25 protein-coding genes are annotated in these 25,865 nt (G+C 70.7%); 9 read left to right on the forward strand and 16 right to left on the reverse strand.

All coding sequences use genetic code 11. The features are described from left to right. Nucleotides 1-69: 69 nt before the first annotated feature. Genes BLV76_RS19380 through BLV76_RS19390 form a run of 3 tightly spaced genes read left to right on the forward strand, consistent with a single transcriptional unit; the run spans nucleotide 70 to nucleotide 4,191 of the window. Nucleotides 70-1,023 carry a cyanophycinase gene (locus BLV76_RS19380; protein ID WP_090971288.1) on the forward strand — a complete coding sequence of 318 codons (954 nt, stop codon included), beginning with the start codon at nucleotides 70-72 and terminating at the stop codon, nucleotides 1,021-1,023. A 30-nt stretch (nucleotides 1,024-1,053) separates the two neighbouring features. Beyond that, the gene (cphA, locus tag BLV76_RS19385; protein WP_090971290.1) at nucleotides 1,054-3,825 is read left to right on the forward strand and encodes a cyanophycin synthetase; all 2,772 of its coding nucleotides are present in this window, start codon (nucleotides 1,054-1,056) and stop codon (nucleotides 3,823-3,825) included. After that, nucleotides 3,826-4,191 (forward strand): cupin domain-containing protein, encoded by a 366-nt coding sequence (locus BLV76_RS19390; RefSeq protein WP_090971292.1) that lies wholly within the window; start codon nucleotides 3,826-3,828, stop codon nucleotides 4,189-4,191. It abuts the gene before it with no gap. Between the two features lie 9 nt (nucleotides 4,192-4,200). Here BLV76_RS19390 and BLV76_RS19395 read toward each other — a convergent pair whose 3' ends face one another. The 3 genes from BLV76_RS19395 to BLV76_RS19400 form a co-directional block, all read right to left on the reverse strand. Beyond that, on the reverse strand, nucleotides 4,201-4,503 hold the full coding sequence (locus BLV76_RS19395) for a hypothetical protein (RefSeq protein WP_090971293.1): 303 nt from the start codon (nucleotides 4,501-4,503) through the stop codon (nucleotides 4,201-4,203). 303 nt (nucleotides 4,504-4,806) lie between these two features. Beyond that, a complete protein-coding gene (locus BLV76_RS22255) occupies nucleotides 4,807-5,574 on the reverse strand; it encodes a hypothetical protein (RefSeq protein ID WP_139306635.1) in 768 nt (255 codons plus the stop codon). Between the two features lie 603 nt (nucleotides 5,575-6,177). Then, the gene (locus tag BLV76_RS19400) at nucleotides 6,178-7,083 is read right to left on the reverse strand and encodes a tyrosine-type recombinase/integrase (RefSeq protein ID WP_175539759.1); all 906 of its coding nucleotides are present in this window, start codon (nucleotides 7,081-7,083) and stop codon (nucleotides 6,178-6,180) included. Between the two features lie 157 nt (nucleotides 7,084-7,240). Here BLV76_RS19400 and BLV76_RS19405 point away from each other — a divergent pair, with 157 nt between their 5' ends. Next, nucleotides 7,241-8,059 carry a nuclease-related domain-containing protein gene (locus tag BLV76_RS19405; protein ID WP_245734772.1) on the forward strand — a complete coding sequence of 273 codons (819 nt, stop codon included), beginning with the start codon at nucleotides 7,241-7,243 and terminating at the stop codon, nucleotides 8,057-8,059. 164 nt (nucleotides 8,060-8,223) lie between these two features. On the opposite strand, the gene BLV76_RS22260 is transcribed toward BLV76_RS19405, so the two are convergent. The 3 genes from BLV76_RS22260 to BLV76_RS19415 form a co-directional block, all read right to left on the reverse strand. Then, entirely contained in the window at nucleotides 8,224-8,730 is a 507-nt protein-coding gene (locus BLV76_RS22260) for a hypothetical protein (RefSeq protein WP_139306637.1), read from the reverse strand. A gap of 184 nt (nucleotides 8,731-8,914) precedes the next feature. Beyond that, complete coding sequence (locus tag BLV76_RS19410; protein WP_139306638.1) at nucleotides 8,915-10,234, reverse strand: HNH endonuclease signature motif containing protein; 1,320 nt, start codon at nucleotides 10,232-10,234, stop codon at nucleotides 8,915-8,917. 388 nt (nucleotides 10,235-10,622) lie between these two features. Further along, nucleotides 10,623-12,005, reverse strand: a complete 1,383-nt coding sequence (locus BLV76_RS19415) for an MFS transporter (protein WP_245734773.1) — start codon at nucleotides 12,003-12,005, stop codon at nucleotides 10,623-10,625. Nucleotides 12,006-12,056: 51 nt separating this feature from the next. Between BLV76_RS19415 and BLV76_RS19420 the strand changes: the two genes are divergently transcribed. After that, nucleotides 12,057-12,581, forward strand: coding sequence for a winged helix-turn-helix transcriptional regulator (locus tag BLV76_RS19420; RefSeq protein ID WP_090971300.1), 525 nt, complete (start codon nucleotides 12,057-12,059; stop codon nucleotides 12,579-12,581). A gap of 6 nt (nucleotides 12,582-12,587) precedes the next feature. On the opposite strand, the gene BLV76_RS19425 is transcribed toward BLV76_RS19420, so the two are convergent. From BLV76_RS19425 to BLV76_RS19445, 5 genes are read right to left on the reverse strand one after another with little or no spacing between them, the layout of a single operon-like run. Next, a complete protein-coding gene (locus BLV76_RS19425; RefSeq protein ID WP_175539760.1) occupies nucleotides 12,588-13,262 on the reverse strand; it encodes a class I SAM-dependent methyltransferase in 675 nt (224 codons plus the stop codon). Next, nucleotides 13,259-14,950: a Mur ligase family protein gene (locus tag BLV76_RS19430; protein ID WP_245734775.1), complete on the reverse strand. Its 1,692-nt coding sequence runs from the start codon at nucleotides 14,948-14,950 to the stop codon at nucleotides 13,259-13,261. The genes BLV76_RS19425 and BLV76_RS19430 overlap by 4 nt, the downstream gene beginning before the upstream one ends. Nucleotides 14,951-14,981: 31 nt before the next feature. Further along, nucleotides 14,982-15,752 carry an enoyl-ACP reductase FabI gene (gene fabI / locus BLV76_RS19435; RefSeq protein WP_090971304.1) on the reverse strand — a complete coding sequence of 257 codons (771 nt, stop codon included), beginning with the start codon at nucleotides 15,750-15,752 and terminating at the stop codon, nucleotides 14,982-14,984. 48 nt (nucleotides 15,753-15,800) lie between these two features. Next, on the reverse strand, nucleotides 15,801-16,523 hold the full coding sequence (gene fabG, locus BLV76_RS19440) for a 3-oxoacyl-[acyl-carrier-protein] reductase (protein ID WP_090971306.1): 723 nt from the start codon (nucleotides 16,521-16,523) through the stop codon (nucleotides 15,801-15,803). A gap of 43 nt (nucleotides 16,524-16,566) precedes the next feature. Further along, nucleotides 16,567-16,779 (reverse strand): dodecin, encoded by a 213-nt coding sequence (locus BLV76_RS19445; protein WP_090971308.1) that lies wholly within the window; start codon nucleotides 16,777-16,779, stop codon nucleotides 16,567-16,569. Between the two features lie 66 nt (nucleotides 16,780-16,845). Here BLV76_RS19445 and BLV76_RS19450 point away from each other — a divergent pair, with 66 nt between their 5' ends. Beyond that, nucleotides 16,846-17,139: a DUF3099 domain-containing protein gene (locus BLV76_RS19450; protein ID WP_090971310.1), complete on the forward strand. Its 294-nt coding sequence runs from the start codon at nucleotides 16,846-16,848 to the stop codon at nucleotides 17,137-17,139. A gap of 183 nt (nucleotides 17,140-17,322) precedes the next feature. Further along, nucleotides 17,323-17,529 (forward strand): acetone carboxylase, encoded by a 207-nt coding sequence (locus tag BLV76_RS19455; protein WP_425433737.1) that lies wholly within the window; start codon nucleotides 17,323-17,325, stop codon nucleotides 17,527-17,529. Between the two features lie 120 nt (nucleotides 17,530-17,649). Here the strand turns inward: BLV76_RS19455 and moaA are convergent, their stop codons facing one another. Further along, complete coding sequence (moaA, locus tag BLV76_RS19460) at nucleotides 17,650-18,639, reverse strand: GTP 3',8-cyclase MoaA (RefSeq protein WP_090971312.1); 990 nt, start codon at nucleotides 18,637-18,639, stop codon at nucleotides 17,650-17,652. Between the two features lie 67 nt (nucleotides 18,640-18,706). Here moaA and BLV76_RS19465 point away from each other — a divergent pair, with 67 nt between their 5' ends. After that, nucleotides 18,707-19,660 (forward strand): SURF1 family cytochrome oxidase biogenesis protein, encoded by a 954-nt coding sequence (locus tag BLV76_RS19465; RefSeq protein WP_245734951.1) that lies wholly within the window; start codon nucleotides 18,707-18,709, stop codon nucleotides 19,658-19,660. On the opposite strand, the gene BLV76_RS19470 is transcribed toward BLV76_RS19465, so the two are convergent. From BLV76_RS19470 to BLV76_RS19485, 4 genes are all read right to left on the reverse strand, one after another. Beyond that, complete coding sequence (locus tag BLV76_RS19470) at nucleotides 19,604-20,374, reverse strand: SDR family oxidoreductase (protein ID WP_090971316.1); 771 nt, start codon at nucleotides 20,372-20,374, stop codon at nucleotides 19,604-19,606. The genes BLV76_RS19465 and BLV76_RS19470 overlap by 57 nt on opposite strands. A gap of 56 nt (nucleotides 20,375-20,430) precedes the next feature. Continuing rightward, nucleotides 20,431-22,302 carry an ABC transporter ATP-binding protein gene (locus BLV76_RS19475; RefSeq protein WP_425433745.1) on the reverse strand — a complete coding sequence of 624 codons (1,872 nt, stop codon included), beginning with the start codon at nucleotides 22,300-22,302 and terminating at the stop codon, nucleotides 20,431-20,433. Nucleotides 22,303-22,390: 88 nt separating this feature from the next. Beyond that, nucleotides 22,391-23,173: an enoyl-CoA hydratase/isomerase family protein gene (locus BLV76_RS19480; RefSeq protein WP_090971320.1), complete on the reverse strand. Its 783-nt coding sequence runs from the start codon at nucleotides 23,171-23,173 to the stop codon at nucleotides 22,391-22,393. A 28-nt stretch (nucleotides 23,174-23,201) separates the two neighbouring features. Then, nucleotides 23,202-24,800, reverse strand: coding sequence for an ABC-F family ATP-binding cassette domain-containing protein (locus BLV76_RS19485; protein ID WP_090973001.1), 1,599 nt, complete (start codon nucleotides 24,798-24,800; stop codon nucleotides 23,202-23,204). 111 nt (nucleotides 24,801-24,911) lie between these two features. Between BLV76_RS19485 and ypfJ the strand changes: the two genes are divergently transcribed. Further along, complete coding sequence (ypfJ, locus tag BLV76_RS19490; protein ID WP_090971322.1) at nucleotides 24,912-25,862, forward strand: KPN_02809 family neutral zinc metallopeptidase; 951 nt, start codon at nucleotides 24,912-24,914, stop codon at nucleotides 25,860-25,862. Nucleotides 25,863-25,865: the final 3 nt, after the last annotated feature.

A 25,865-nucleotide genomic window follows, 5' to 3' on the forward strand; every position in this document is an offset into this window, starting at 1 on the left:
AGCCAGTGTGCGTGCCGGGCGGCGCGCAGCAGGCCATGGGATTGGCAGCCATGCCCTAGCCTGCCTGTCATGCCCAGGGGACCACTCATGATCATCGGTGGCGCCGAGGACAAGGTGCGCAAGCCGACGATCCTCAAGCACTTCGTCGCCCTCAGCGGCGGCCGCGAGGCTCGCATCGCCGTCATCCCGACGGCCTCGTCGCTCGGGCGCGAGGTGGTCGAGGTCTACGAGGCGCTGTTCACCAAGTTCGGCGCGGCCGCGGTCGAGGCGGTGCGGCCCGAGTCGCGCGAGCAGGCGCACGACCCGGCGCTCGTCAAGGCGCTCGACGACGCGACCGGCGTCTTCATGACCGGCGGCAACCAGCTCAAGCTCTCCTCCATCGTGTGCGGCACGCCGGTGGGCGACGCGATCCTGCGGGCGCACGAGCGCGGCGCGGTGGTCGCCGGCACGTCCGCCGGGGCGAGCATCCAGTCGTCGCACATGGTCGCCTTCGGCGTCGGCGGCGCGACCCCGAAGCAGCGGATGACGCAGGTGGCGGCCGGGCTCGGGCTCGTCGGCACGACGGTCATCGACCAGCACTTCGACCAGCGCAACCGCTACGGCCGGCTGCTGATGATCGTGGCGCAGAGCCCGCAGCTGCTGGGCATCGGCGTCGACGAGGACACGTGCGGCCTGGTCGAGGACGTCGACGGCGACCTGGTGATGCGGGTGATGGGCAAGGGCGCCGTGACGATCTTCGACGGGTCACGCATGGTGTCGAACGCCTACGAGGCCAAGCGGTCCTCGCCCCTCCTGGCCAGCGGCGTCGTCTTCCACACGCTGCCCGAGGGCAGCGTCTTCAACCTCACGGCCCGCGCGCTCGTGCCGCAGCGGCCGGCGGTCGACCCCGAGGAGGCCGACGAGCTGGCCGAGGCCGGTCGCGACCTGCGCCAGCTGGCCCGCGACATCGCTGCGGCCGACGCCACCCCGGCAGCGATCGCACGACGCCTCAAGAAGCGGCGTACACCCCCCACCTCTTCGTAAGTCCACCCCGAGACGCAGGGAGATCCACCCATGAGCGAGCGACCCACCCCGGACCTCGAGATCGTCGAGACGCGCGTCTACCGCGGAGCCAACGTCTGGTCCTACGACAAGTCGATCCACCTCGTGGTCGACCTCGGCTCGCTCGAGCAGTTCCCGACCAACACGATCCCCGGCTTCACCGACGACCTCGTCGCGATGCTGCCCGGCCTGCGCGAGCACTCCTGCTCCCGCGGTCGCCGGGGCGGCTTCCTCGAGCGGCTCCACGAGGGCACCTGGCTCGGCCACGTCGCCGAGCACGTCGCGCTCGCGCTGCAGCAGCTCGTCGGCCACGACATCCGCCGCGGCAAGACGCGCCAGGTCAAGGGCGAGGTCGGCCGCTACAACATCATCTACGGCTACATCGACGAGAACGTCGGCCTCTCCGCGGGCCGGCTCGCGGTCAGGCTGGTCAACCACCTCGTCGAGGGCGACCCGGAGTTCGACTGGGAGACCGAGCGCGACGACTTCATCCGCCGCGCCGAGCGCACGGCCTTCGGTCCGTCGACGCAGGCGATCGTCGACGAGGCGGTGTCGCGCGACATCCCGTGGATCCGGCTCAACCAGTACTCCCTCGTCCAGCTGGGCCAGGGCGTCCACGCCAAGCGGATCCGCGCCACGATGACCTCCGAGACGTCGTCGATCGCCGTCGACATCGCCTCCGACAAGGACCTCACGACCAAGCTCCTCGGCGCCGCAGGGCTGCCGGTCCCCAAGCAGGACAACGTGCGCAGCGAGGACGGCGCGGTGGCCGCGGCCCGCCGCATCGGCTTCCCGGTGGTGCTCAAGCCGCTCGACGGCAACCACGGCCGCGGGGTGTGCCTCGACCTGCAGGACGAGGCCGACGTACGCGCCGCGTTCCCGATCGCGGCCGAGCAGTCGCGCCGTGGCAACGTCATCGTCGAGTCCTTCGTCACCGGCAAGGACTACCGCTGCCTGATCATCGACGGCCGGATGGTCGCGATCGCCGAGCGGGTGCCCGCGTCGGTGACCGGCGACGGCACGTCGACGGTGCAGGAGCTCGTCGACCTGACCAACGCCGACCCGCGCCGAGGTGTCGGCCACGAGAAGGTGCTGACCCGGATCAAGGTCGACGACGCCGCCGTCGAGGTGCTCGCCGACCAGGGGCACACCCTCGACTCGATCCCGGCCGAGGGCGAGATGGTGAAGCTCGCGCTGACCGGCAACATGTCGACCGGCGGCATCTCGATCGACCGCACCTTCGAGGCGCACCCGGAGAACGTCGAGATCGCGGAGGAGGCCGCCCGGATGGTCGGCCTCGACATCGCCGGCATCGACTTCATCTGCCCCGACATCACCCAGCCGGTGCGCGAGACCGGGGGTGCGATCTGCGAGGTCAACGCGGCTCCGGGGTTCCGGATGCACACGCACCCGACGATCGGCGAGCCGCAGTTCATCGCCAAGCCGGTGGTCGACATGCTCTTCCCACCGGGCGCCACCTCGCGGATCCCGATCGTGGCCGTGACCGGCACCAACGGCAAGACGACCACGAGCCGGATGATCAGCCACATCTTCAAGGGCATGGGCCGCAAGGTCGGCATGACCTCGACCGACGGCGTCGTCATCGACGAGCGCCTCGTGATCCGGGCCGATGCCTCCGGTCCGCGCTCGGCGCGGATGGTCCTGCAGAACCCGCGCGTCGACTTCGCCGTCTTCGAGGTCGCCCGCGGCGGCATCCTGCGAGAGGGCCTCGGCTACGAGCGCAACGACGTCGCCGTGGTCCTCAACGTCCAGCCCGACCACCTCGGCATGCGCGGCATCGACACCGTCGAGCAGCTTGCCGACGTGAAGGCCGTGATCGTCGAGGCGGTGCCGCGCGACGGCCATGCCGTGCTCAACGCCGACGACCCGCTGGTGCGGGAGATGCGCCGCAAGTGCTCGGGCCAGGTCGTGTGGTTCTCGATGGAGGAGCCGGGCAGCGAGGTGCGCGAGATGATCGACGCCCACTGCCGTCGCGGAGGCAAGGCGATCGTGCTCAACCCCAGCGACCGCGGCGAGATGATGGTCGTCCAGCACGGCCGGCGCGAGATGCAGCTGGCGTGGACCCACCTCCTGCCGGCGACCTTCAACGGCCGGGCGCGCATGAACGTCCAGAACTCCCTCGCCGCCGCTGCCGCCGCCTTCGCGGCCGGGGCTCCGCTGCACGACATCCGGCAGGGGCTGCGGACGTTCTCGACGAACTACTACCTCTCCCCCGGCCGCCTCAACGAGGTCGAGGTCAACGGCGTCAACGTCATCGTCGACTACTGCCACAACGCACCCGGCATGAAGATGCTCGGCGACTTCGTGGACCGCGTCGGCGAGTCGCTCGAGTCGTCGCACGACCTCGCCCGGCCGTCACGGATCGGGATCATCGCCACGGCCGGCGACCGACGCGACCAGGACATGGTCGAGCTCGGCCAGATCGCGGCCCAGCACTTCGACGTCTGCATCGTGCGCGAGGACGTGGCGCTGCGCGGCCGTGAGCGGGGTGCCACCGCCGCACTGGTGATGGAGGGCGTGCAGGCCGCGATGGCCGACGGCGCCCGCTGCAAGCAGGCCGAGCTCGTGCTGGAGGAGATCGAGGCCGTGCGCCACGCGATGAGCCGCGCCAACCGCGGCGACCTCGTCGTGGTCTGCGTCGACAAGCACGCCGAGGTGATGACGGAGCTGGAGAACTGGTCCGACCAGGCCTACGCCGGCGCCGGCGCGTCGTCCGACGCACCCGCCGCCGACCCGGACTTCATCCCCACCCCGGGGGCCTGAGTGCGGGTCATCGACCTCGCGGACCTGCCCCACCGCCCGATCGAGGCCCACGGCAGCCGCGGCTTCTCCGTGGGCGCCTTCGGCCTCGGCGCCGACACCCACCTGGTGGCCGTCAGCCTGGCGCCGGGAGGCGTCATCGGACGCCACCCGGCCGTGGGTCGCCAGCTCCTCGTCGTGCTCGCCGGCGATGCGGAGGTCAGCGGGTCCGACGGCACCCCGCAGCTGCTGGCGCCCGGCCAGGCGGCCGTCTGGGAGCCGGGAGAGCACCACGAGACCCGGTCGGCGCGCGGCCTCTCGGCGATGATCGTCGAGGGTGACCTCGACATCGGGGCACCCGGGGAGCAGGTCGACCCCGGCGACGTCTGACGCGGGCCGTCAGGCGCCGCGCACGGGGTGGTCAAGGGTCGCGAACCGCTGCTCGGACCGCTCCCTGCGCTCACCGAGGAGCGCGACGACGACGGCTCCGACGAGGGACACGACGGCCTTGACGAGCACAGCCCGGTGCCAACCGTCGACCAGTCCTTGCGCCGTGACGGCGCCGGCGGGTGCGGCCACCCGTCCGCGCGCCATGAGCCGCGCCAACCGTGGCGACCTGGCCGTGGTCTGCGTCGACGAGCACGCCGAGGGGATGGCCACGTTGGAGAACTCGTCGGCCCAGGCCCACGCGGGCGCCGGCACGTCCGCCGAGACGCCCCGTCGCCGACCCGGACTTCATGCCGCCGCCGGGAATCTGATGGGCTCCGCTGCCCGTGTGGACACGAGCCTGACCCTCCGACGAGGGCCGTGCCGCAACCCCGGCTCGGGTTGAGGGAGTCAGGGCAATCGCGGCGGAATGGGCCAGGCCAGACGTCACCGATTCCTGCCCGCCTGATCCGATCCGGTCCACGCTTCTCTAGAGACACTCCCAACCACCGTCCAGCCATGCAAAGGACCACCGACGATGGGTCGGTGGCCCTTTGGCTTTCGAGCACTGGTGAAACGCTATGACGCTCGCTTCACATTGACTGCCTTGGTGATGTAAGTGAGGGGCTGGGCGCCAGACTTCGATGCGACAAGACGGACCTTCAGCTTCTTGCCCGCGTCTTGTCTGAGAACGGTGTAGGCGGCGCGGGTAGCTTTCTTGATCTTCCTACCGTTCACATACCACTGATACCTCACCCGTACCTGGGAATGCGCGAGCGTCCCGAGGTTCACTTTCAGACGCTTGCCAACAACAGCCTTCCCCTTGATGACCGGAGGCTTCTTGCCAATTGAGATGGGTGTCACGACGGGAGCAGGTGGAACGGGGACGGGCTTGTTCGGGTCTGCCTTGACCTCGAAAGATGTCGTCTTGAGCACTCCGCCGTCGTGGCTGAGCTCAGCCCGATACGATCCGGGCGCAGGCGGGATGAAGGTAAACACGGTGTCAGCTGCGCCGACTACAACAGGAGCGCTAGTGGACTGCACAAGCGATGCGCCCTGGAACCACTTCACCGTCGATACTCGCGATGAGCCCTTGGTGCCTAACGCGTATGCGTGGTAGTCCACCGGTTTGCCCTCAGTGAGCGAACTGCTCCAGAGGAGTCCTGAGACCCGCGGCGGGGGCACTTTGCCGGGGAACCAGTAGGTGCTTTCAGAGTCTGAGTCGTCTGCGCCGTTCAGCCTGTCGAGCTTGACAGACAAAAGCCAGCAACGGCAGGAGGAGTTGTAGTAGCTGTCGGGGTGCGAAACGCTGGAATAGATGTTGGCGTAGAACGGTCCAGCCTTCATGCAGTCTTGATCCGAGGAGAATGACGAGTGCGTCATGCCCCACGTCAGTTGAGTCCGATCGGCATTAAACGAGGCAGGAGTCGTGAATGGCAACGAACCGGCCGCGCCGGAAACCGTGAATTCACCGTACGGCGACCCTGTGCTGAAGCGTACGTTCATGTTGGCGCCGGCGCTGCACCAACTTGCAGAGTTCGGATCAGACGGATTTGTACGCTGCGTTCTCCCTAAACTCAGGGGAAAGAATGTGTCATAAATGCGCGGACTGCTGGACGCGAGCGCAGGTCCATGGAAGCTCATCGAAGCCGAAATGGTGGATCCATTCTGGGTCACGGTCACTGAAGCAACGTCTGGCTCCGGACCACCACTGATGACCGACGAGGCGTCCGCTGGGTCCGAGATGGTGATGGCTTGCGGCGCTGCCCACGCAGGCGGCGAGATCAAAAGAGCTGACAGCAGGGCGAGCGGAAGACCGCGACGAAGGAGCACCGGGTCATTCTGCACGAGGCCTGCGCTCATTGCGGACCTTCGAGCAAGTCTCCTCAAACGGGGCAGGCCGCCGTGGCATGCGCGAACGCCCGTTCTTTGCTGTTGGCGTTCCCCCGCTTAGACCCCGGCAACGTAGGCCGTGAGGAAGTGGACGCCGTGGCGGTCAAGATTCCCGCGGGCGCGGTCGTAGTGCTCGGTGGTGCGTGGGTCGGAGTGTCTCGCGAGGATCTGCGCGTCACGTAGCGGAACGCCTGCGTCGAAAGCATTGCCGATCGCGGCATGACGGAGCGAGTGCGGGCTGGTGTGGCGTGGGATAGCTGCTGCCTTCGCGATGCGGGCGACCATACGGTAAACATCTCGGCGATCGATGGGATTGCCGGAGACAGGCCGCAGGATGAGCCGGCCCTCGGTCCGGTCGACTCGGCATGCCTCGAGAACACGCAGCACCGGAAAGGTGATGGGCATGGTGGCGGGCTTGTCGCCCTTCCCGACGAGGTGGATCACTCGATGTCCGCGGAGCGTTTCGACGTAGTCCTCGATCCGGACCGCGGCCGCTTCGGACGCGCGGAGGGCGTTGATGCCGAGGAGAAACGCGAGCGCCCCGTGGTGGACGGTGAGCGTCTGCGCGACTTGGAGGAAGCGGATGAGCTCGAGACGATCCAAGCCTTGAATGCGGGACTCGTCGCGGTACAACTTCGGCAGGCGTGCGTCGACGGCTGGGTCGGCCACGATGAGTCCATCGATGTGGGCGTACCTGAAGTACCCGCGGACGGCATGCATCGAGGTAACGACGGAGGACGCCATCAGCCCGGCTTGCCCGAGGTGTCGGATGTAGAGATCGATGTGGGCCCGCTGGATCCTGATGAGCGGGTCAAGCCTGTTCGTTTCGCACCAGGCGAACCAGCGCCGCAGCTGGGATGAGTACAGCGTGTGGGTGTGCCCGGAGTAGCGATCGAGGTACGACACTGCAGCAAGCTGCGCAGGTGTCATGGCGTCGGGTTGGAACGGAAGCAGCGTGTTCATCGGTGTCACCTGGCGGAGTCGGCCAAGCGTCGCCTGGTCCGCCATCGAAGGGCGAGGCACTTGCCCGACGCTAAGACCGCAAAGGGGCTTGGAGGGGATCGCTGCCACCTTCGGCAATGCCGGGACCAGCTACGCGACCGACGGCTACGGTCCAGGCGTGGACGACACGACGGCGCCAGCCGAGAAGCAGATGCGCCTGCGGTATGCCGGCACGTGCAGGATCTGCGACGCCGCGCTGCCTGCGAAGACTGAAGCCGTCTACGAGCGCGAGACCAAGACCATCCGCTGCGTGACCCACGACCACGATCTGCCTGAGCCAGACCTCGACGTTGATATCGGTGAGGCGGGGAGTTCCGCGCGGCGCGAGTTCGAACGCCGCAAGGCGGGGCGAGAGAAACGCATCCGTGACAAGCATCCGAAACTCGGCGGTCTCATCCTGGCCCTCAGCGACGACCCACCATCCACGACGGCGTGGGACACCGGAGCCGTCGTAGAAGAGCGCCTCGGTGGCCGCCTGAACTCGCTGCAGTCCGAGGCGTGCCGGGTCCTTCACGACCGGCGCATCCCCGAGAGTCGAGCGAACATCGACCACCTCGCAGTCACAACCACGGGCGTCTACGTGATCGACGCGAAGCGGTACAGCGGACGCCCACGCCTTCGGGTCGAGGGCGGGCTCCTGCGCCCACGTGTGGAACGGCTCATCGTCGGCCGACGAGACTGCACCAAGCTGGTCGACGGAGTCCTCAAGCAGGTCGACGTCGTCCGCACAGTCGTCGGTGATCAGATCCCCGTGCACGGCGTCCTGTGCTTCGTCGACGCCGACTGGCCGCTGATCGGCGGCGCATTCACCACACGCGACGTCCAAGTCTTGTGGCCCAAACGCCTGCAATCCACCCTCACGTCACCCGGCGACCTCGACGTTCACGCCATAGAACGAGTGCACCGCGAGCTAGCAAGCGCCCTGCCGTCGGCGTGACGGTGAACAGGCCAAGCGGCGGAATGGGCTTGCCAGGCCAACGCTCGAGCGATGTCCGGCAGTCGCCAAACCTTCGCCGAGAGCTGTGGAGCCGATCGGCCGGGGACGCTACGGCAGGCGAGCCACTCGGAGTCACTCTTATGACGCTGGCTGGGATCGCCGATTCATTGAAGTGCAGATGAGCCCGCAGCTTTGCAGCGAACCGCCAGCTGATCGAGAGCGTCGATGAGCGTTCGAGCAGCCTCGCTGTCTGACATCGTGCCAGTCACGCCTCCCGTCCGGACGTGATCCTTCACCGGTGCCAAGCTGTCGATGAAGGGCTCTACCGCGTTCTTGGTCTCGGTGTCCCCATTGATCAGCCCGTCCAACGCGGCACTACTCATCGCCTCTAGCGTGTCGTAAGTGGGGATCAGTGGTTCGTCGTCCGCGAGTAGCGGCGCCTCGATCTCGGGACAGACATCGCGAAGTGATGCGACCGGTTCTGGCGTCTCGGTCGGAGCCGGTGACGGTGTCCCACTGGAGGTCGCGTCTTCGCTCGGTTCAGGACTTGTGCTGCCCGCGCCTCCGCAGCCGGTGGCGACGAGCATGATGAGAAGTCCGCCGATTGCCTTCGCGAAGTGTTGGTTCACCGAGTCCTCCAGTTCCGTGCGGTGACCTGGCATGCCGGGCATGAGCTCACGATCTTGCGTCGAAACAGCTATGTACGCGACGATCCGGGATCACCAGTCTGAAGCAGAACATCGAGTCTCGCCGAGTGAGCGACGCAATCCCGACACGCGGCGGGGTGCCGCGCATTTCTTAAGCGTGACTGACGTCTAGTCCCAGACGTTCGGCTGAAGTCGAAGCACGCTCTCCTCACGTCCGCATGGTGAAGGTGAGGGTGTTGTCGGCGTGCGTCGTCACGAAGTAGCGAGAGTCGTGAACGAGCCGATGGTGGTGGGGGCAGAGGAGTCGGCCGGAGGCGAGTTCGGTGCGGCCGCCCTTGGCCCAAGGGTCGTCGTGGTGTGCGTGGCACCCGGAGGCGGTGGTCTCGCAGCCGCGGGCGGTGCAACCGCCGTCGCGCAGGCCGAGGGCGATGCGCTGGGACTTGGTGAACAGCCGCGTACTGCGCCCGAGATCGAGGGGCACTGATCCGGCCCCGAGAACGGCAGGGATGATCCCGGCCTCGCAGGCGAGCCTGCGCGCTTGGCCGGCGGAGATGCGGGTGCCGTCGTCGAGCAGCGCGGTTGCCTGCTCGCCGAGGAGCTGCTCGAGGGTCATCGTGACCACGACGGTGGCACTCACCCCGGCGGTCTGTGGGGTGGCGTCGGCGGGGTATCGCTCGACGTACTCGACGAACGCCTCGCCCAGGCGGCGCCGGAGCGGCTTCAGGGCCCCGGTCTCGTCGCGGAGCTGCTGGTCGGTGTGGCGGGCGGGGTTGGCGAGGGCGAGGAGGTGGCGCTGGAGCATCTTCCACGCCGTGGTCGGCATGGTGAAAGTGCCGTGGGAGGAGCCGTGGTCGTCGTCGTAGACGGTGAGGTCAGCGGTCGCGGCAGCACGGGCTTCCTCGGCGGCGAGGGCGGCCGCTTCGTGGGACTCCCCCACTTCAGGGGCCACCGTGTCGAGGATCCGCTTCCCGAGCTGGGTCAGGTCGCGGGCGTCGTGCTGGCGCGCGAGGCCGAGCAGCATGGTCTCGGCCTTGGCGCGGATCTCGTCGTCGACCCGTGCTGCCGGGAGGGCGTCCACGGAATCCACGATCTTGCGTGCCTGGTCGACCCGGAGGTCGCCGGCAGCGAACGCAGCCGCGGTGGGTGCGTGGGTCTCGGTCGCGAGGGCGCGCCCGAGGCGCACCAGCCGGCCGGCCTCGGCCCGGGTCAGTCGGCTGCGCCGCGCCCACCAGTGATGGGTGTGCCGTGCGCCAGTCGGCTCACCGAGGCGGCGGTCGTCGGCCTGGGCTGCTGTGGCGCACTGCATCGCAGCGAGACGGCTGGATGCGGTCGTGGTGGCGTCCAGCAGCTCGGTGACGTCGGCGTCCGACAGTCCGGCCAGTGACAGCCCGTGGAGGTCGTCCAGCACACCATCGAGGCGCCGCAGCAGCGAAGCGACCGCCAAGGACGTCACTGGTGCTGACGCCGGAGCGTCGACCCCAGGCGCACGCCACTGGCCGGCGTCGTCCTCGGCGGGGATGGCACTCACGGAAAACAGACCTCTCCGCGCCCTCGTGGCGCGTCGACTACAGGTGGAGGGTCTGTGTCTCTGAGGTGTGTACAGCCGTCATCGGCGAGGAAGGACCCGAGCTCGGCGGCTCGAAACTATGTTCGTATTCTATCCCTTGAGTCCGACATCCGCGCTGGCGGGAGGGGTTCAGGGATCGTCAAGAACCGGAGTGGTGTCGAGGCTCGCTTCGCACCGTCATGACCGGCCTCGCCCTCTCGTCAGCGACGCTGTCCGCACCGACCACGGCGTACGCTACCGCGGCACAGCGGCACCTCGTGCTCGCGAAGGGGCCGAGGCCGGGGACGTACGAGGGGACGATCGACCTGAAGGGCCCGCGAGCGGGGACGCGGCGTGGAACCTGTCCCACTCACCGCTCGGACAGCACGCTCGCAGGCTGGGGTCGCGGTGCCCGCTCGCCGAGCAGCGCGACGCCGACGGCCCCGACGAGCGAGACCAGCGCCGTGACGAGGACGGCGCGGTGCCAGCCGTCGACCAGGCCCTGCGCGGTGACGGCGCCGGCGGGAGCAGCGACGACCGAGACCACGGTGACGCCGAGCGCCGAGCCGAGGTAGCGGGCGGTGTTGTTGGCCCCGCTGCCGAGGCCCGCCTGGCCGGGAGGCACGCTCGCGACGCTCTCGCGACCCATCGCGGCGTTGAGGACGCCCGTCGCCACGCCGGCCAGCAGCAGGCCGGGCACGAACCTCGCCGGGCCGCTCCCGGTGCCGACGCCCAGCACGAGCAGCTGCCCCACGGTGATGACCGCGAGGGCACCCGACATCCGCGCACGACCGCTCCACGCCTCCGGGAGCCGGCGGGCCGCGAACGCCGTGACGACGCTCGGCAGCGACCACGCCAGCATCAGCCAGGCCGCGGTCGTCGCCGAGATGCCGAGGGCGGAGCCCACGAACCCGGAGACGTACGACATCAGCGCGATGATCCCGGCACCCGTGGCCAGGCCGGCGATGTTCACCGCGCGGAAGGCCGGGCGGCGCAGCAGGCCGAGGTCGAGCATCGGATGGGTCGAGCGGCCCTCGACGACGACGAACGCCACGAGCATCGCCGCGCCGGCTGCCAGCAGCACCACGGTGACCGGACGCGCCCACCCGGCGCGCCCCTCGGTCAGCCCGGCGAGCAGCGACGCGGTGCCGAGCGCCATCAGCACGACACCCGCGAGGTCGAGCCTGGCCCGGTGGTCCGAGCGCGACTCCGGGCATCCCCGACCGGCGACCGCGAGGGCGAGGCCGGCGACGCCCAGGACGACGTAGACGTCGCGCCAGGAGTGGAGCGAGCTCAGGTAGTTGCCGAGCAGCGGGCCGATCGCGATGCCGGCGCCGACACTCGCACCCCACACCCCGGTGGCACGGCCACGGGCGAGGGGGTCGGGATGCGCGTGGGCGATCATCCCGAGCCCGGCCGCGACCACGGCTGCGCCGCCGGCACCGGCAGCGACGCGGGACGCGACGAAGGCGGTCACGTCCGTGGAGGCGGCACCTGCCAGCGACGCGAGCCCGAGGAGCAGGGAGCCCAGCACGAACCAGCGCCGGCGTCCGTAGTCGTCGGCCAGCCGGCCGGCGGTGAGCAGGAACGCACCGAGCCCGATGCTCATCGAGCTCAGCACCCACGTGCCACCGCGGTGTCCGGCACCGAGCCCGGCGACGGTCTCGTTGAAGTTGGCCAGCGGTGCGGTGAAGGCCACGAGGACGGCGACCGTGCCGAGGGAGGCGGTCGCGAGGGTGCGGCGAGGCGACACGGTCACTCCTTTTGGTTCGTTGACCAGACCAAAGCACGATAGCATCGCTCCATGGCACTCGGCACCGACTATCCGCGGCAGGACTGCGGCATCGCCCGCTCGCTGGAGCTGGTGGGCGAGCGCTGGACCCTGCTGATCCTGCGCGACTGCTTCCTCGGGGTTCGTCGCTTCTCCGACCTCCAGGCCCACCTCGACGTGTCACGCGCCGTCCTCGCAGCGCGGCTCGACGCCCTCGTCGCCGCCGGCCTCCTCGCCCGGGTCGGCGAGGGCCATGCGTCCTACGAGCTGACGCCCGACGCGCTCGACCTCTGGCCGGTCCTGCACGGGCTCGCCCAGTGGGGAGACGGGCAGACCAGCCCGGGTCGCCCGCGACGGACGTTCCACCACGTCGTGGACGACGCCGAGTGCGGGGTCCTCGGCGCCGACGGTCGCTGCACCACCTGCGACGCGGCTCCGCGCCCGGCCGACGTCGAGACACGGCCCGGCCCGGGGGCCGACCCGTTCCTGCGCGACGACCCGGTCTCCCGTGCCCTGCGCGTGCCCCACCGGCTGCTGGAACCGCTCGTCACCCGCTGAGCGCGCTCAGGCGTCTCGCGTCCACACGACGAGCTCGTCGAGCGCCTCGCTGCCGTCACCCTCGCGGTGGAAGGCGACGACGTCGCTCGTCGCGACCTGGCGCAGGCCGTAGGTCGCCGCCCGCCGCGCGACCTCGGCGCGCTCGAAGCGCTGCACGCGGTAGCCACCGCGGACGACGCTGACCCCGGTGGCCTGGACCGTCGGCCCGGGCACGATCGGCTCGTGGCTCGCCAGCAGGTGGCCGCTCGGGACGAGGTGGGTGGCGGCGCGCTCGAGCACCTCGAACATGTCGGGGACCAGCTCGAGGACGCCGACGACGACGACCAGGTCCCACTGCCCCGGGGTGTCGCGCAGGAAGCCGGCGGCGTCCGCGACGACGAGCTCGGCCGACGGGAATGCCTGCCTCGCCTGCTCGACCATGGCCGGCGACACGTCGACGAGCGTCAGCTCGGCGCCCGGGTAGAGCGACGCCAGCATCCGGGCCGTCAGGCCCGTGCCCGCGCCGAGGTCCAGGACGCGGTCCGGGGCGAGCCCGAGCGGCGCGAGGAGCGCGCGCGCTGCGTCGTTGGCGCTCCACCCGACGCGGTCCGCCCAGTCGTCGTAGTCGGGCGCGAGCCAGTCGTAGAACCCGGCCCAGCCGGCTGCGGCGCTGCGGGCCTCGTCGTCACGTGCAGCGCTCACGTGGCAGCCGCCCGGACCTTCGCCGAGAGCACCTCGGGGCTGTCGGCCGTGCCACCGTGCGCGGCGATCCAGTCGTAGGCCTGCTGCCGCTCGGCGTGGCACATCAGGCCGACCACGTCGCCGGCCTCGGCGCGCGCCACCAGTGCCGCGAGGCACTCGACCTCGGTCTCGTAGGTGTCGATGTCCGTCACGCCCACGCGCGCCGCACCGGCCCGGAGCAGGTCGTCGATCTCCGTCGTCGTGCGGCCGCGCAGGTAGTGCGCCTTGTGCCCGATCGCGACGACGTCGCTGCCCTTCGCCCCGATCTCGCCCAGCGCGTCGATGAGCTCGTCGGTCCGGTCGCCCACGGCACCGAGGCCGAGCAGCAGCCGGGCACCGGGACGTCGTACGCCTCCCATGATCTCGAGCAGCGCCTCGAGCCCGGCCTCGTTGTGGGCGAGGTCCATCACGACGGAGACGTCGTGCGGCATCGAGAAGAAGTTCATCCGGCCCGGGTTGTGCTCGGCGTCCGGCCGGAACGACCGGAGGCCCTCGACGACGTCGGCGCGGTCCAGCCCGATGGCGAGGGCCGCGGAGGCGGCCGCGAGCGCGTTCTCGATGTTGAAGCGCGACAGGCCGGCCAGCGTCATGGGTACGTCGACCAGCTCGACCAGCGGGTCGGGGTCGGCGCCGGGGCGCAGGACGGTGATCCAGCCGTCGATGACCGTCGTGGCGCGACCGCCGCCGTGGCTGAGCACCTCGCGCACCGCGGGCGAGTCGGGGTCGCGGCTGAAGATCCACGGCTGCGCGGAGATGACCGACCGCATCGCGAGCACGCGCGGGTCGTCGCCGTTGAGCACCGCCCAGCCGTCCTTCTTCGTGATGCGCGGGACGACCGACTTCACCTCCGCGAGCTGGTCGACGGTGTCGATCCCCTGCAGGCCGAGGTGGTCGGCCGTCACGTTGGTCACGACGGACACGTCGTTGCGGGTGATGCCGATGCCCTTCAGCAGGATGCCGCCACGCGCGGTCTCGGTGACGGCGAGCTCGACGCCGTCGAGGGCCATCGCCCGCGCGGCGCCGGACGGACCGGAGTAGTCGCCGGCCTCCACCAGCACGCCGTCGCGGTAGATGCCGTCGGTGTTGGACCAGCCGACCACCAGGCCGCTCGTGCGCGCGACATGGGCGATCATCCGACTGGTCGTGGTCTTGCCGTTGGTGCCGGTCACCGCGACGACCGGGATGGTGGGGACGATCGTGGTGGGCCGCTCCCCCCTCGGTGCGGCCGCGACCTCCGCGGCCGCCCGGCTCACCGCCGACTCGACGTCGGGTGCGGGGAGCGCGTCGAGCGCGTGCGCGACCGCCTCGCCCAGCGCCCTGGCCCGACCGCGGTTGCGCCACGGGAAGGCGACCACGAGCACGTCGGGGTCGGACGTGGGCCGCACCCGCACGGCGAGCCGCCTGGTGCCGGCCTCGGTCGCGATCGCCCGGACCAGTCGCTCGACCGCACGCAGCGCGAACCGCTGGCGGAACCCGGAGCCGGCCGCGCCCGGCCGGGTCGAGCGCAGCGAGATCCGCCGCGCGAAGCGCAGCACGGCCTCGTCGTCGGCCTCGGTGATCGTCGAGACGTCGAGGGTCAGCTTCACCGCGGCGCGCGGGAAGTAGAGGTTGGGTCCTTCGAGGATCCGGAGCTCGACGAGTGAGGTCACCGGGCGAAACTACCGAAGTGGGCCCGGCGGGTCAGAGCCCCATCGCGTGGAAGCCGCCGTCGACGTGGACGATCTCGCCGGTCGTGGCCGGGAAGAAGTCGCTCAGCAGCGCGCAGACGGCCTGCGCGGTCGGCGTGTGGTCGGACTCGTCCCAGCCCAGCGGCGCACGGTCCTTCCACGACGACTCGAGCTCCTCGAAGCCCGGGATCGCCTTCGCGGCCAGCGTCTTGAGCGGGCCGGCGGAGACCAGGTTGCAGCGGATGCCCTCGGGACCGAGGTCGCGCGCGACGTAGCGCGAGGTGTTCTCCAGGGCCGCCTTGGCCACGCCCATCCAGTCGTACGCCGGCCACGCGGTGGTCGCGTCGAAGGTCAGCCCGACGATCGAGCTGCCACGCGAGAGCAGGGGCCTCGTGGCGACGGCGAGCGACTTGAGGGAGTACGCCGACACCTGCACCGCCTGCGCCACGTCCTCCCACGGGCCGTCCATGAACTTCCCGCCGAGCAGCGTCTCGGGGTTGCCGTAGGCGATGGAGTGGACCACGCCGTCGAGGCCGTCGACGTGCTCACGCACCTGGTCGGCGAGGCCGGCGAGGTGCTCCTCGTCGGTGACGTCGAGCTCCAGCACCGGAGGCTCCTGCGGGAGCCGCTTGGCGATCCGCTTGGTGATGCCGAGCGCACGGCCGAAGTTGGAGATGAGCACCGTCGCGCCCTGCTCCTGTGCGACCCGGGCGGTCGCGAAGCCGATCGAGCTGTCCATCGTGACGCCGGCGACGAGGATGCGCTTGCCGTCGAGGATTCCCATGGGTGTGTCCCTTCGCTGGTGCTGTCGGAGAAGTCAGGTGGTGGTGGGTCAGTGGCCCATGCCGAGGCCGCCGTCGACCGGGATCACGGCCCCGGTGACGTAGGCGGCGCCGTCCGAGGCGAGCCACGTGACCGCGGAGGCGACCTCGGCCGGGGAGGCGTAGCGGCCCAGGGGCACCTGCCCCTTGATCGCGTCCTTCTGGTCGTCGGTGAGGACGTCGGTCATGTCGGTCTCGACGAAGCCGGGCGAGACGACGTTGGTGGTGATCGAGCGGCTGCCGAGCTCGCGGGCGAGCGAACGGGCCATGCCGACGAGGCCGGCCTTGGAGGCGGCGTAGTTGACCTGCCCGGCCGAGCCGAGGAGGCCGACGACCGACGAGATCAGGATGATCCGGCCACGGCGCAGGCGGAGCATGCCCTTCGCGGCGCGCTTGGCGAGCCGGAAGGTGCCGGTGAGGTTGGTGTCGATGACCGAGGACCAGTCGTCCTCGCTCATCCGGAGGAGCAGCGTGTCCTTGGTGATGCCGGCGTTGGCCACGAGCACCTCGACCGGGCCGTGGGCCTCCTCGACCTGCTTGAACGCGGCCTCGACGGCGTCGGCATCGGTGATGTCGCAGCGCACGTCGAGCGCACCCTCGGGAGCACCGCCGTTGCGGGTCGTGACCGCCACCTTGTCGCCCTGGGCGATGAACGCCTCGGCGATCGCACGGCCGATGCCGCGGTTGCCGCCGGTGACGAGTACGGACTTGGGGGTGCTCGGGTTGTCGCTCACGAGCCCGACGCTAGTGATTACCGCGGGGTACGCCGAAACAGGCTCACTCGTCCTCGAGGCGGAAGCCGACCTTCATGCCGACCTGGAAGTGCTCGACCTGGCCGTCCTTGGCCTGGCCGCGGACCTGGGTGACCTCGAACCAGTCGATGTGGCGCAGCGTCTTGCCAGCGCGCTCGATGCCGTTGCGGATGGCTGCGTCGATGCCGTCGGGCGAGGTGCCGACGATCTCGGTGACGCGGTAGGTGCGGTTGGTCATGGGGGTGCCTCCTGGTCGTGGTGCCACGACCCTAGCGATGCGGAGGGCAGGCGTAGAGTCGAGAGCATGGCCAAGCAGGACGCCGTCCGCATCACCACGGCACGCAGCAGCGCCGCCGAGGACATGCACTCACGGCAGGTGCGCTACGGCGTGTCGATGTCGATCCGCCTCGTCTGCTTCATCGCCGCCGTGGCGGTCGGACCCGGCCCGCTGCGGTGGGTCCTGGTGGCCGCCGCGGTGTTCCTGCCGCTGTTCGCGGTGGTGATGGCCAACGCCGGCGACCAGCGCGACGACGGATTCACGCTGCGGGACTCCCCCGGCACCCATGAACTGACGGCGCGCGACGACGACGAGCACTGATTTTTGCTTGACACCTGCCCAGCAGAAGTTTGGTTTTGCCACATCGCCGTGCCATGATCGCTGACGCGAGCGCAGCATCCCCCGTCTGCGATTTCGCACTCTGAGGTGCCGGACAGCTTCCCCCCGTGGCTGTCCGGCACCTTGCTTTTCCCGGCAGCCCGCCGCCCTCCCGGAAGGATCCCCGTGCAGCCCGAGATGGACCGCGACATCTGCTCGGCCAAGGGCTGCCAGGCCGACGCCGTGTGGGACCTGCAGTGGAACAACCCGAAGATCCACACGCCCGAGCGCCGCAAGTCGTGGCTCGCGTGCGACGAGCACCGCCAGTCGCTCAGCGACTTCCTCGGGGCCCGCGGGTTCCTGAAGGACGTCGTGGCGCACACGCCCGCCTGACGTCGTACCGATCGAGGCTCATCACCAGGGCTCCGGGTCTCGACACGCCGGTCACGACCTCGTTCCTCGGTCGCGCGGCTCGCTCGACCACCATCAGCGGATCCGCTGGCGCGTCTCCGCTCAGCCCCCGATGGCGGACATCGGGCGGTCGGGCTGGAGGAAGGTCTCGTCGTCGATCCCGTGTCCCGCGGCCTTGCCCCGCATCGCGACGACCCAGCGCTCGGCGATGACGGCGTCGCTGGCGCCGGACCGGAGCGCCGTGCGGAGGTCCGACTCGTGACGGGCGAACAGGCAGTTGCGGACCTGGCCGTCGGCGGTGATCCGGACCCGGTCGCAGTCGCCGCAGAAGGGCCGGGTCACCGAGGCGATGATGCCGACGGTGGCAGGACCGCCGTCGACGGCGAAGAGCTCGGCGGGGGCGCTGCCCCGCGGCTCGGAGTGGGGCGTCAGCGTGAACTCGCCCGACAGCGACTCGAAGATCTCGTCGGCCGTGACCATCGCCGCGCGGTTCCAGTCGTGCTGGGCGTCGAGGGGCATCTGCTCGATGAAGCGGAGGTCGTAGCCGTGCTCGAGGCACCAGCGCAGCAGCTCGGGCGCCTGGTCGTCGTTGGTGCCGCGCAGCAGGACGGCGTTGATCTTGATCGGTCCGAGTCCGGCGGCCTTCGCGGCCTCGAGGCCCGCCACGACGTCGTCGAACCGGTCGCGCCGGGTGATCGTCGCGAAGGTCTCGGGCCTGACGGTGTCGAGGCTGGCGTTGATCCGGTCGAGCCCCGCGTCGGCCAGCGCCTGGGCGGTGCGCTGGAGGCCGAGCGCGTTGGTGGTCAGCGACGTCTCGACGCCGAGCGCGTGGCTGCGGGCCACGATGTCGAGGAGCCCGCGACGCAGCAGCGGCTCACCGCCGGTGAACCTCACCTCCCGGATCCCCAGCTGCTCGACCCCGATGGTGACCAGCCGGACCACCTCGTCGTCGGTGAGCGTCTCGTCGGTGGGGAGCCAGTCGAGGCCCTCCGCCGGCATGCAGTAGCTGCACCGGAGGTTGCACCGGTCGGTCAGGGACACGCGCAGGTCAGTGGCCACGCGGCCGAAGCGATCTGCCAGAGGTGTCGTCACCCGCCGAGTCTACCGAGGCACCGTCTGCGGCTCAGGAAGCGGCGGATAACCTCGGCGGGTGCACAAGATGCGGTTCCTCGTCTCACGCCGCTGGATCGTCTTCGCACTCGTCGTCGTCTTCCTCGCCTGGGTCGCGTGGCGGCTCGGCGAGTGGCAGTTCCACCGGCTCGACGACCGCAAGCAGCTGAACTCGATCATCGAGCGCAACGAGAAGGCCGGGCCTGCCCCCGTCACCGACGTGCTCACCCCCGGCGAGCCCGTCACCAGGGCCGACCAGTGGCGGATCGTCGAGGCGACCGGGACCTACGACGTCGACGACACGGTGATCGTGCGCTACCGCACGCGTGAGGGCGAGGCCGGCGTCGACGTCGTCGTGCCCCTCGAGCTCGCCGACGGGTCCAGCCTGCTCGTCGACCGCGGGTGGTACGCCACCGACAACCGCGGTGCGACGTCGGCCGACGTGCCCGCCCCGCCCAGCGGCGAGGTCACCGTGACGGGGTGGGTCCGCCAGGACGCCGAGGGCGACAGCACCCACGTGTCCGGGAAGTCGACCCGCGCGGTCAACAGCGGCGAGATCGGCGAGGCCCTCGACCGTGAGGTGCTCGGCGGCTGGGTCGACCTCCGCAGCGAGTCGCCGGAGCCGGCCGAGGCGTTGCTCCCGGTCGAGCTGCCGGAGCTGAACAACGGACCGCACTTCTTCTACGGCCTGCAGTGGTGGTTCTTCGGAGCGCTGGCGATCTTCGGCTTCTTCTTCCTCATCGTCGACGAGATGCGCGGCGGTCGCGGGCCGTGGGCCGGCAGTGACCGGTCCGCACCCCGACCCGCCGACAAGCCGGCGCCGGCCGCCCCGGCGAAGCCCGCCCCAGCCAGGGCGGTGGCGCCCAAGCCGAAGCGCAAGACCTGGCGCGAGCGGCTCGACCGCGGCGAGGACTGGGACGACGAGCCCCCCGCCCCTCGTCCGTCGTCACAGGGCGCGCAGGAGTCCGCCGTCGACCGGGAGCATCACGCCCGTCAGGAATGACGCGGCCGGCGACATCACGAACGCCGCCACCGCGCCGAACTCCTCCGGCTCACCGTAGCGACCGAGCGGGATCGTCGCCTCTGCCCGGTGGCGTGCTGCTTCGGGGTCACCGGTCGACGCGTCGAGCTCGGCGACCCGCTCGGTGGCGATGCGACCCGGCAGGAGCCCGTTGACTCGTACGCCGCGGGGGCCGAGCTCGTCGGCGAGGGTCTTGGCGACCATCGCGAGGCCCGGGCGCAGTCCGTTGGAGATCGCCATCTCCGGCAGCGGGGACCGCACGCTCGAGGAGAGCACCAGCCCCAGGGCCCCGCCGGCGGGCAGCGACGTGCCGACCTCGCGGGCCAGGCGCACCGCGCCGAGGAAGACCGACTCGAAGGCAGCGGTCCACTGCTCGTCGGTGATGGTCGTGACCGGGCCCTTCGGCGGGCCGCCCACGCTGATCAGGGCGCCGTCGATCCGTCCCCAGGCGGAGTCGGCCGCGGCGAGCAGCCGGGCGGGCGCCCCGCGCTCGGAGTTGTCGACCGCCACGCCGACCGCCGCCTCGCGCCCGGCAGCGTCGTTGAGGGTCGCGACGGCCGCGTCGAGCGACTCCTGCGAGCGCCCCGACAGCACGACGCGGGCGCCCTCCGCGACCAGCGCGTCGGCGCTCGCCCGCCCAAGTCCCCGGGCTCCCCCGGTGACGATGAAGACGCGGTCGGCCAGCTGGAGATCCATGGCCCGAGGCTAGCCGGGCACGACGCACCGGTGAACGGCGTGCCGAGGGAGACGCGTCAGCCGACCGGGGCCTCGCGGAACTGGGTCGCGTGGAGCGTGGCGTAGAGCCCGCCGGCGGCGAGGAGGTCGGCGTGGGTGCCGGACTGGACGACGCGGCCGTCGTCGAGGACGAGGATCAGGTCGGCGTTGCGGACGGTGGAGAGCCGGTGCGCGATGACCAGCGACGTGCGGCCCTCGAGCGCGGCGTCGAGCGCGCCCTGGACGGCCGCCTCGGACTCGCTGTCGAGGTGGGCGGTCGCCTCGTCGAGCACGACGATCGACGGCGCCTTGAGCAGGAGCCGGGCGATCGCGAGGCGCTGGCGCTCTCCCCCGCTGAGGCGGTAGCCGCGATCGCCCACGACGGTGTCGAGGCCGTCGCGCAGCACGCGCACCAGGTGGGCGATCTGCGCGGCCTCGAGGGCGGCCCAGATCTCGTCGTCGGTGGCCTCGGGCCGGGCGTAGAGCAGGTTGGCCCGGATGGTGTCGTGGAACATGTGCGCGTCCTGGGTGACGTAGCCGACGGCGTCCTCCAGCGACTGCAGCGTCACGTCACGGACGTCGTGGCCGTCGACCCGCACGGCGCCGCGCTCGACGTCGTAGAGCCGCGCGACGAGGTGGGTGACCGTCGTCTTCCCGGCGCCGGACGGACCCACGAGCGCGACCATCTGGCCCGGCTCGGCGGTGAAGGAGACGTCGTGGAGCACCTGGCCGCTGTCCCCGGACTCCTTGCGGGCGACGGTCTCGAGCGAGGCCAGCGAGATCTGGTCGGCGCGGGGGTAGGTGAAGGCGACGTGGTCGAACTCCAGCTTCGACGCGGTGCGGGGCAGCTCGACGGCGCCGGGCTTCTCCTGGATCAGCGACGGCAGGTCGAGGACCTCGAAGACCCGGTCGAAGCTCACCAGCGCGGTCATCACGTCGATGCGGACGTTGGACAGCCCCTGCAGCGGGCCGAGCAGGCGGGTGAGCAGCACCCCGAGCGCGACGATGGTGCCGACGGAGAGGTCGCCGCGGATCGCGAGCCAGCCACCGATGCCGTAGACCAGCGCGGTGGCGAGCTGGGGCACCAGCGTCATCGCGGCGAAGAAGACGCGGGTGAGCAGGGAGATCCGGATGCCGAGGTCGCGGACGACGGCGGCCTTGCGGGCATAGGTCGCGTCCTCGACGTCGCGGCGGCCGAAGAGCTTGAGCAGCATCGCGCCGCCGACGTTGAAGCGCTCGGTCATCGCGTTGCCGAGGTCGGCGTTGCCGTCCATCTGCTGGCGCGAGAGGTCGGCCAGCTTGTGCGACACCACGCGCGAGGCGATCAGCAGGATCGGGAAGAGCGCGACGCACAGCAGCGTCACCGGCCAGCTGAGGAACAGCATCGTCACGCCGACGACGATGGCGGCGATGATGTTGGAGACCGTGCCCTGCAGCGTCGAGGTGAACGCGCGTTGGGCGCCGATGACGTCGTTGTTGAGCCGCGAGACCAGCGCGCCGGTCTGCGTGCGGGTGAAGAACGCCAGCGACTGCCGCTGGACGTGCGCGAAGACCTGGGTGCGGAGGTCGTAGATCAGGCCCTCGCCGATGCGGCTCGACAGCCACCCGGTGATCAGCCCGAAGCCCGCGTCGACGACCGCGACAAGCGCGACGAGCGCGGCGAGCCAGATGACGAGCGAGAGGTCACCACCGCTCACCGCGTCGTCGATGATCGCCTTCAGCAGAAGCGGCGGCACGACGACGAGGCCGGCGTCGACGACCGTCACCGCGAGGAATCCCGCGATCAGTCGCCGGTGCGGGCGCGCGAAGCCGAGCACCCGACGCACGGTCTTGCGCTCGATCTTGTTGTCGACCACGCTCCGGTCGCTGCGCAGGAACCGCCACGGCGGTCCGCCTGCACCCGGGCCCATCGACATCCGTGCTCCTTCGTCCCCGGTCACAACCCGCGACCGGTGGCCATTGTTCCTCGCGCCACCGACAACGGCGCATCCCGGGACGTCAGGCGAGGGCGGCGGCGAGCGCGCGGAAGCGGCGTACCTGCGCCTCCCGCTCGAGGCGCCGCTGCTCGTCGAGGTCGCGGTCGGCGGCTCCCTGCAGCAGCGTCTTGGTCTCGCTCACGACCCCCGGCATCGGGGCGAGGAGGGCCGCGGCCAGCTCGGCGACGGCGGCGTCGAGGTCGGTGGGGGCGTACGACGCCTGGGCCAGGCCGATCCGCACGGCCTCCTCGGCGCCGACGACCCGCGCGGTCGCGCAGATCTCCAGCGCGCGGGCGTAGCCGACGTGCTCGACGAGCGGCTTGGTGCCGGTGAGGTCGGGGACGAGGCCGAGCGCGGACTCCTTCATGGAGAACTTCACGTCGTCGGCGACGATCCTCAGGTCGCACGAGAGCGCCAGCTGGAAGCCGGCGCCGATCGCGTGCCCGCGGACCTTCGCGATCGAGACGAAGCGCGGGTCGCGCAGCCAGGTGAAGCCCTGCTGGAAGGCGTCGATCCGGGCCGAGGCGTCCTCGTCGCTCAGCGCGAGCAGCCCGACGACCGACTCCTGGCCGGCGGTGGCCGGGTCGAGCATGGCGCGGTCGAGGCCGGCGGAGAACGTCGCACCCTCCCCCGTCACCACGACCACCCGGACGTCGTCGGGGAGCGAGCGGCCCAGCTCGCCCAGCGCGATCCACATGGCGGGGGTCTGGGCGTTGCGCACGTCGGGTCGGTCGAGCGTGACGGTCGCGACCTGGCCGTCGACGTCGAGCCGCAGGCCGACCGCGGCGAGGTCCTCGGGAGTCATGCCCCGAGGCTACTACTCGCCGGTAACCTCAGGCCAACGACACCAGGTCGGCGTACTCGTCGCTCCAGAGGTCCTCGTCGCCGTCGGGCAGCAGCAGCACCCGGTCGGGGTCGAGCGCGCGCACCGCGCCCTCGTCGTGGGTGACCAGGATGATCGCGCCGGTGTAGCTGCGGATCGCGTGGAGGACCTCTTCGCGCGAGGCGGGGTCGAGATTGTTGGTCGGCTCGTCGAGGAGCAGCACGTTGGCGCTGGAGACGACCAGGATCGCCAGCGCGAGGCGCGTCTTCTCCCCGCCCGACAGCACGCCGGCGGGCTTGTGCGCGTCGTCGCCGGAGAAGAGGAACGAGCCGAGCACCGAGCGGGCCTGCGTGTCGGTGAGCTCCGGGGCCGCGCTGTGCATGTTCTCCAGCACCGTGCGGTTGACGTCGAGGGTCTCGTGCTCCTGGGCGTAGTAGCCCATCTTGAGCCCGAAGCCCGGCACGACCTCGCCGGTGTCGGGCTGGTCGACGCCCGCGAGGATCCGCAGCATCGTGGTCTTGCCGGCGCCGTTGAGGCCGAGGATGACGACCCGGCTCCCCCGGTCGATCGCCAGGTCGACGGCGGTGAAGACCTCCAGCGAGCCGTAGGACTTCGACAGCTCGGTGCCCATGAGCGGCGTCTTCCCGCACGGCGCGGGCTCGGGGAACGCGATCCGGGCGACCTTGTCGGCGGCGCGCTCGGACTCGATGCCGGCCATCATCTTCTCGGCCCGCTTGAGCATCGACTGCGCGGCGGTCGCCTTGGTGGCCTTGGCCCGCATCTTGTTGGCCTGGTCGGTGAGCGCCTTCGCCTTGTTCTCGGCGTTCATCCGCTCGCGCTTGCGGCGCTTCTCGTCGTCCTCGCGCTGGGTGAGGTAGTTGTGCCAGCCCATGTTGTAGACGTCGATGACGGCGCGGTTCGCGTCGAGGTGGAAGACCTTGTTGACGGTGGCCTCGAGCAGCGCGTTGTCGTGGCTGATCACCACGAAGCCGCCCCGGTGCGCCTTGAGGAAGTCGCGCAGCCAGATGATCGAGTCGGCGTCGAGGTGGTTGGTCGGCTCGTCGAGCAGCATGATCTCCGCGCCCGAGAAGAGGATCCGGGCGAGCTCGACGCGGCGTCGCTGGCCGCCGGAGAGCGTGCCGATCGGCTGGGCGAGGATGCGCTCCTCGATCCCGAGGGCGGCCGCCATCTGCGCGGCCTCCGACTCGGCGGCGTACCCGCCTCCGGCGTGCAGCTCGGCATCGGCGTTGGCCCACCGGCGCATCCCGCGCTCGTGGACCTTCGGGTCCTCGCTGCCCATGTCGACCTCGGCCTGGCGCAGGCGTCGTACGACCTCGTCGAGGCCGCGGGCGGACAGGATCCGGTCGCGCGCGATCACCTCGGGGTCGCCGACCCGCGGGTCCTGCGGGAGGTAGCCGATCTCCCCGCTGCGGATCACCTGTCCGGACGCGGGCTGGCCCTCTCCGGCGAGGATGCGGGTGAGCGTCGTCTTGCCGGCACCGTTGCGCCCCACGAGGCCCACCTTGTCGCCGGAGGCGATGCGGAAGGTGACGTCCTCCATGAGGAGCCGCGCGCCGGCTCGGACCTCGAGCTTCTGGGCGTTGATCATCTCGGGCGACATCCTACGAAGGGGTGGCCGTGCGAGCCCCATCGGCGCCACCAGCGCTAGTCTGCGCAGAGGTTCGCACCCACCGTCATGACCTGCGGAAAGGCTCCTCCCATGCGCTTCAACCCGAAGGCCGACATCAGCAAGGGCAGGGTCTCCGACGCCGGTGGCCGTGGCGGTGGCGGCGGGATGTCCGGTGGCGGCATGCGGATGCCCATCCCCGGCGGCATGCGGGCCGGTGGCGGCATCGGCGGCATCATCATCGTCGTCCTCTTCGTGCTGCTCACCCAGTGCACGGGCGGCGGCGGGCTCACCGGCGGGGGCGGGACCGGCGTCGACCCGCAGGGCCAGAGCGGCAACCCGGCCGGCCTGTCCCAGGACAGCGACCGCTACGCCAACTGCAAGACCGGCGCCGACGCGGAGACCGACGTCGACTGCGCGCGCAAGGCGGTCGCGCTCTCGCTGGAGGACTACTGGGCCGAGACCCTCCCGGCGCAGGGCGACACCCAGTTCACGCCCGCCCAGATCATCACCTTCAGCGGTGCCATCTCGACCGGCTGCGGCCAGGCCACCTCGCAGGTCGGCCCGTTCTACTGCCCGGCGGACCAGCAGGTCTACCTCGACACGACCTTCTTCCAGGACGTGCTGGAGAACCAGCTGGGCGGGCAGGGCGGCGACTTCGTCGAGCCCTACGTCCTCGGCCACGAGTACGGCCACCACATCCAGAACCTGCTCGGCACGATGAGCCGGGTCAAGACGCAGCAGGGCCCCAACTCCGACGCCGTACGCCTCGAGCTGCAGGCCGACTGCTACGCCGGGATGTGGACGAAGGCCGCCAGCGGCGGCGACGGGATCTTCCTCGAGCTCGACCAAGGCGACATCGAGGAGGCCCTCGACGCGGCCAAGACGGTCGGCGACGACCGCATCCAGCAGGCCGGCGGCCAGCGGGTGAACCCGGAGGGCTGGACGCACGGCTCGTCCGCGCAGCGGATGAAGTGGTTCAGCACCGGCTACGAGAAGGGCACCCTCGAGGCCTGCGACACCTTCTCCGCCAGCACGCTCTGACGA

It is taken from the genome of Nocardioides exalbidus (genome assembly GCF_900105585.1).
GTDB classification, from domain to species: domain Bacteria; phylum Actinomycetota; class Actinomycetes; order Propionibacteriales; family Nocardioidaceae; genus Nocardioides; species Nocardioides exalbidus.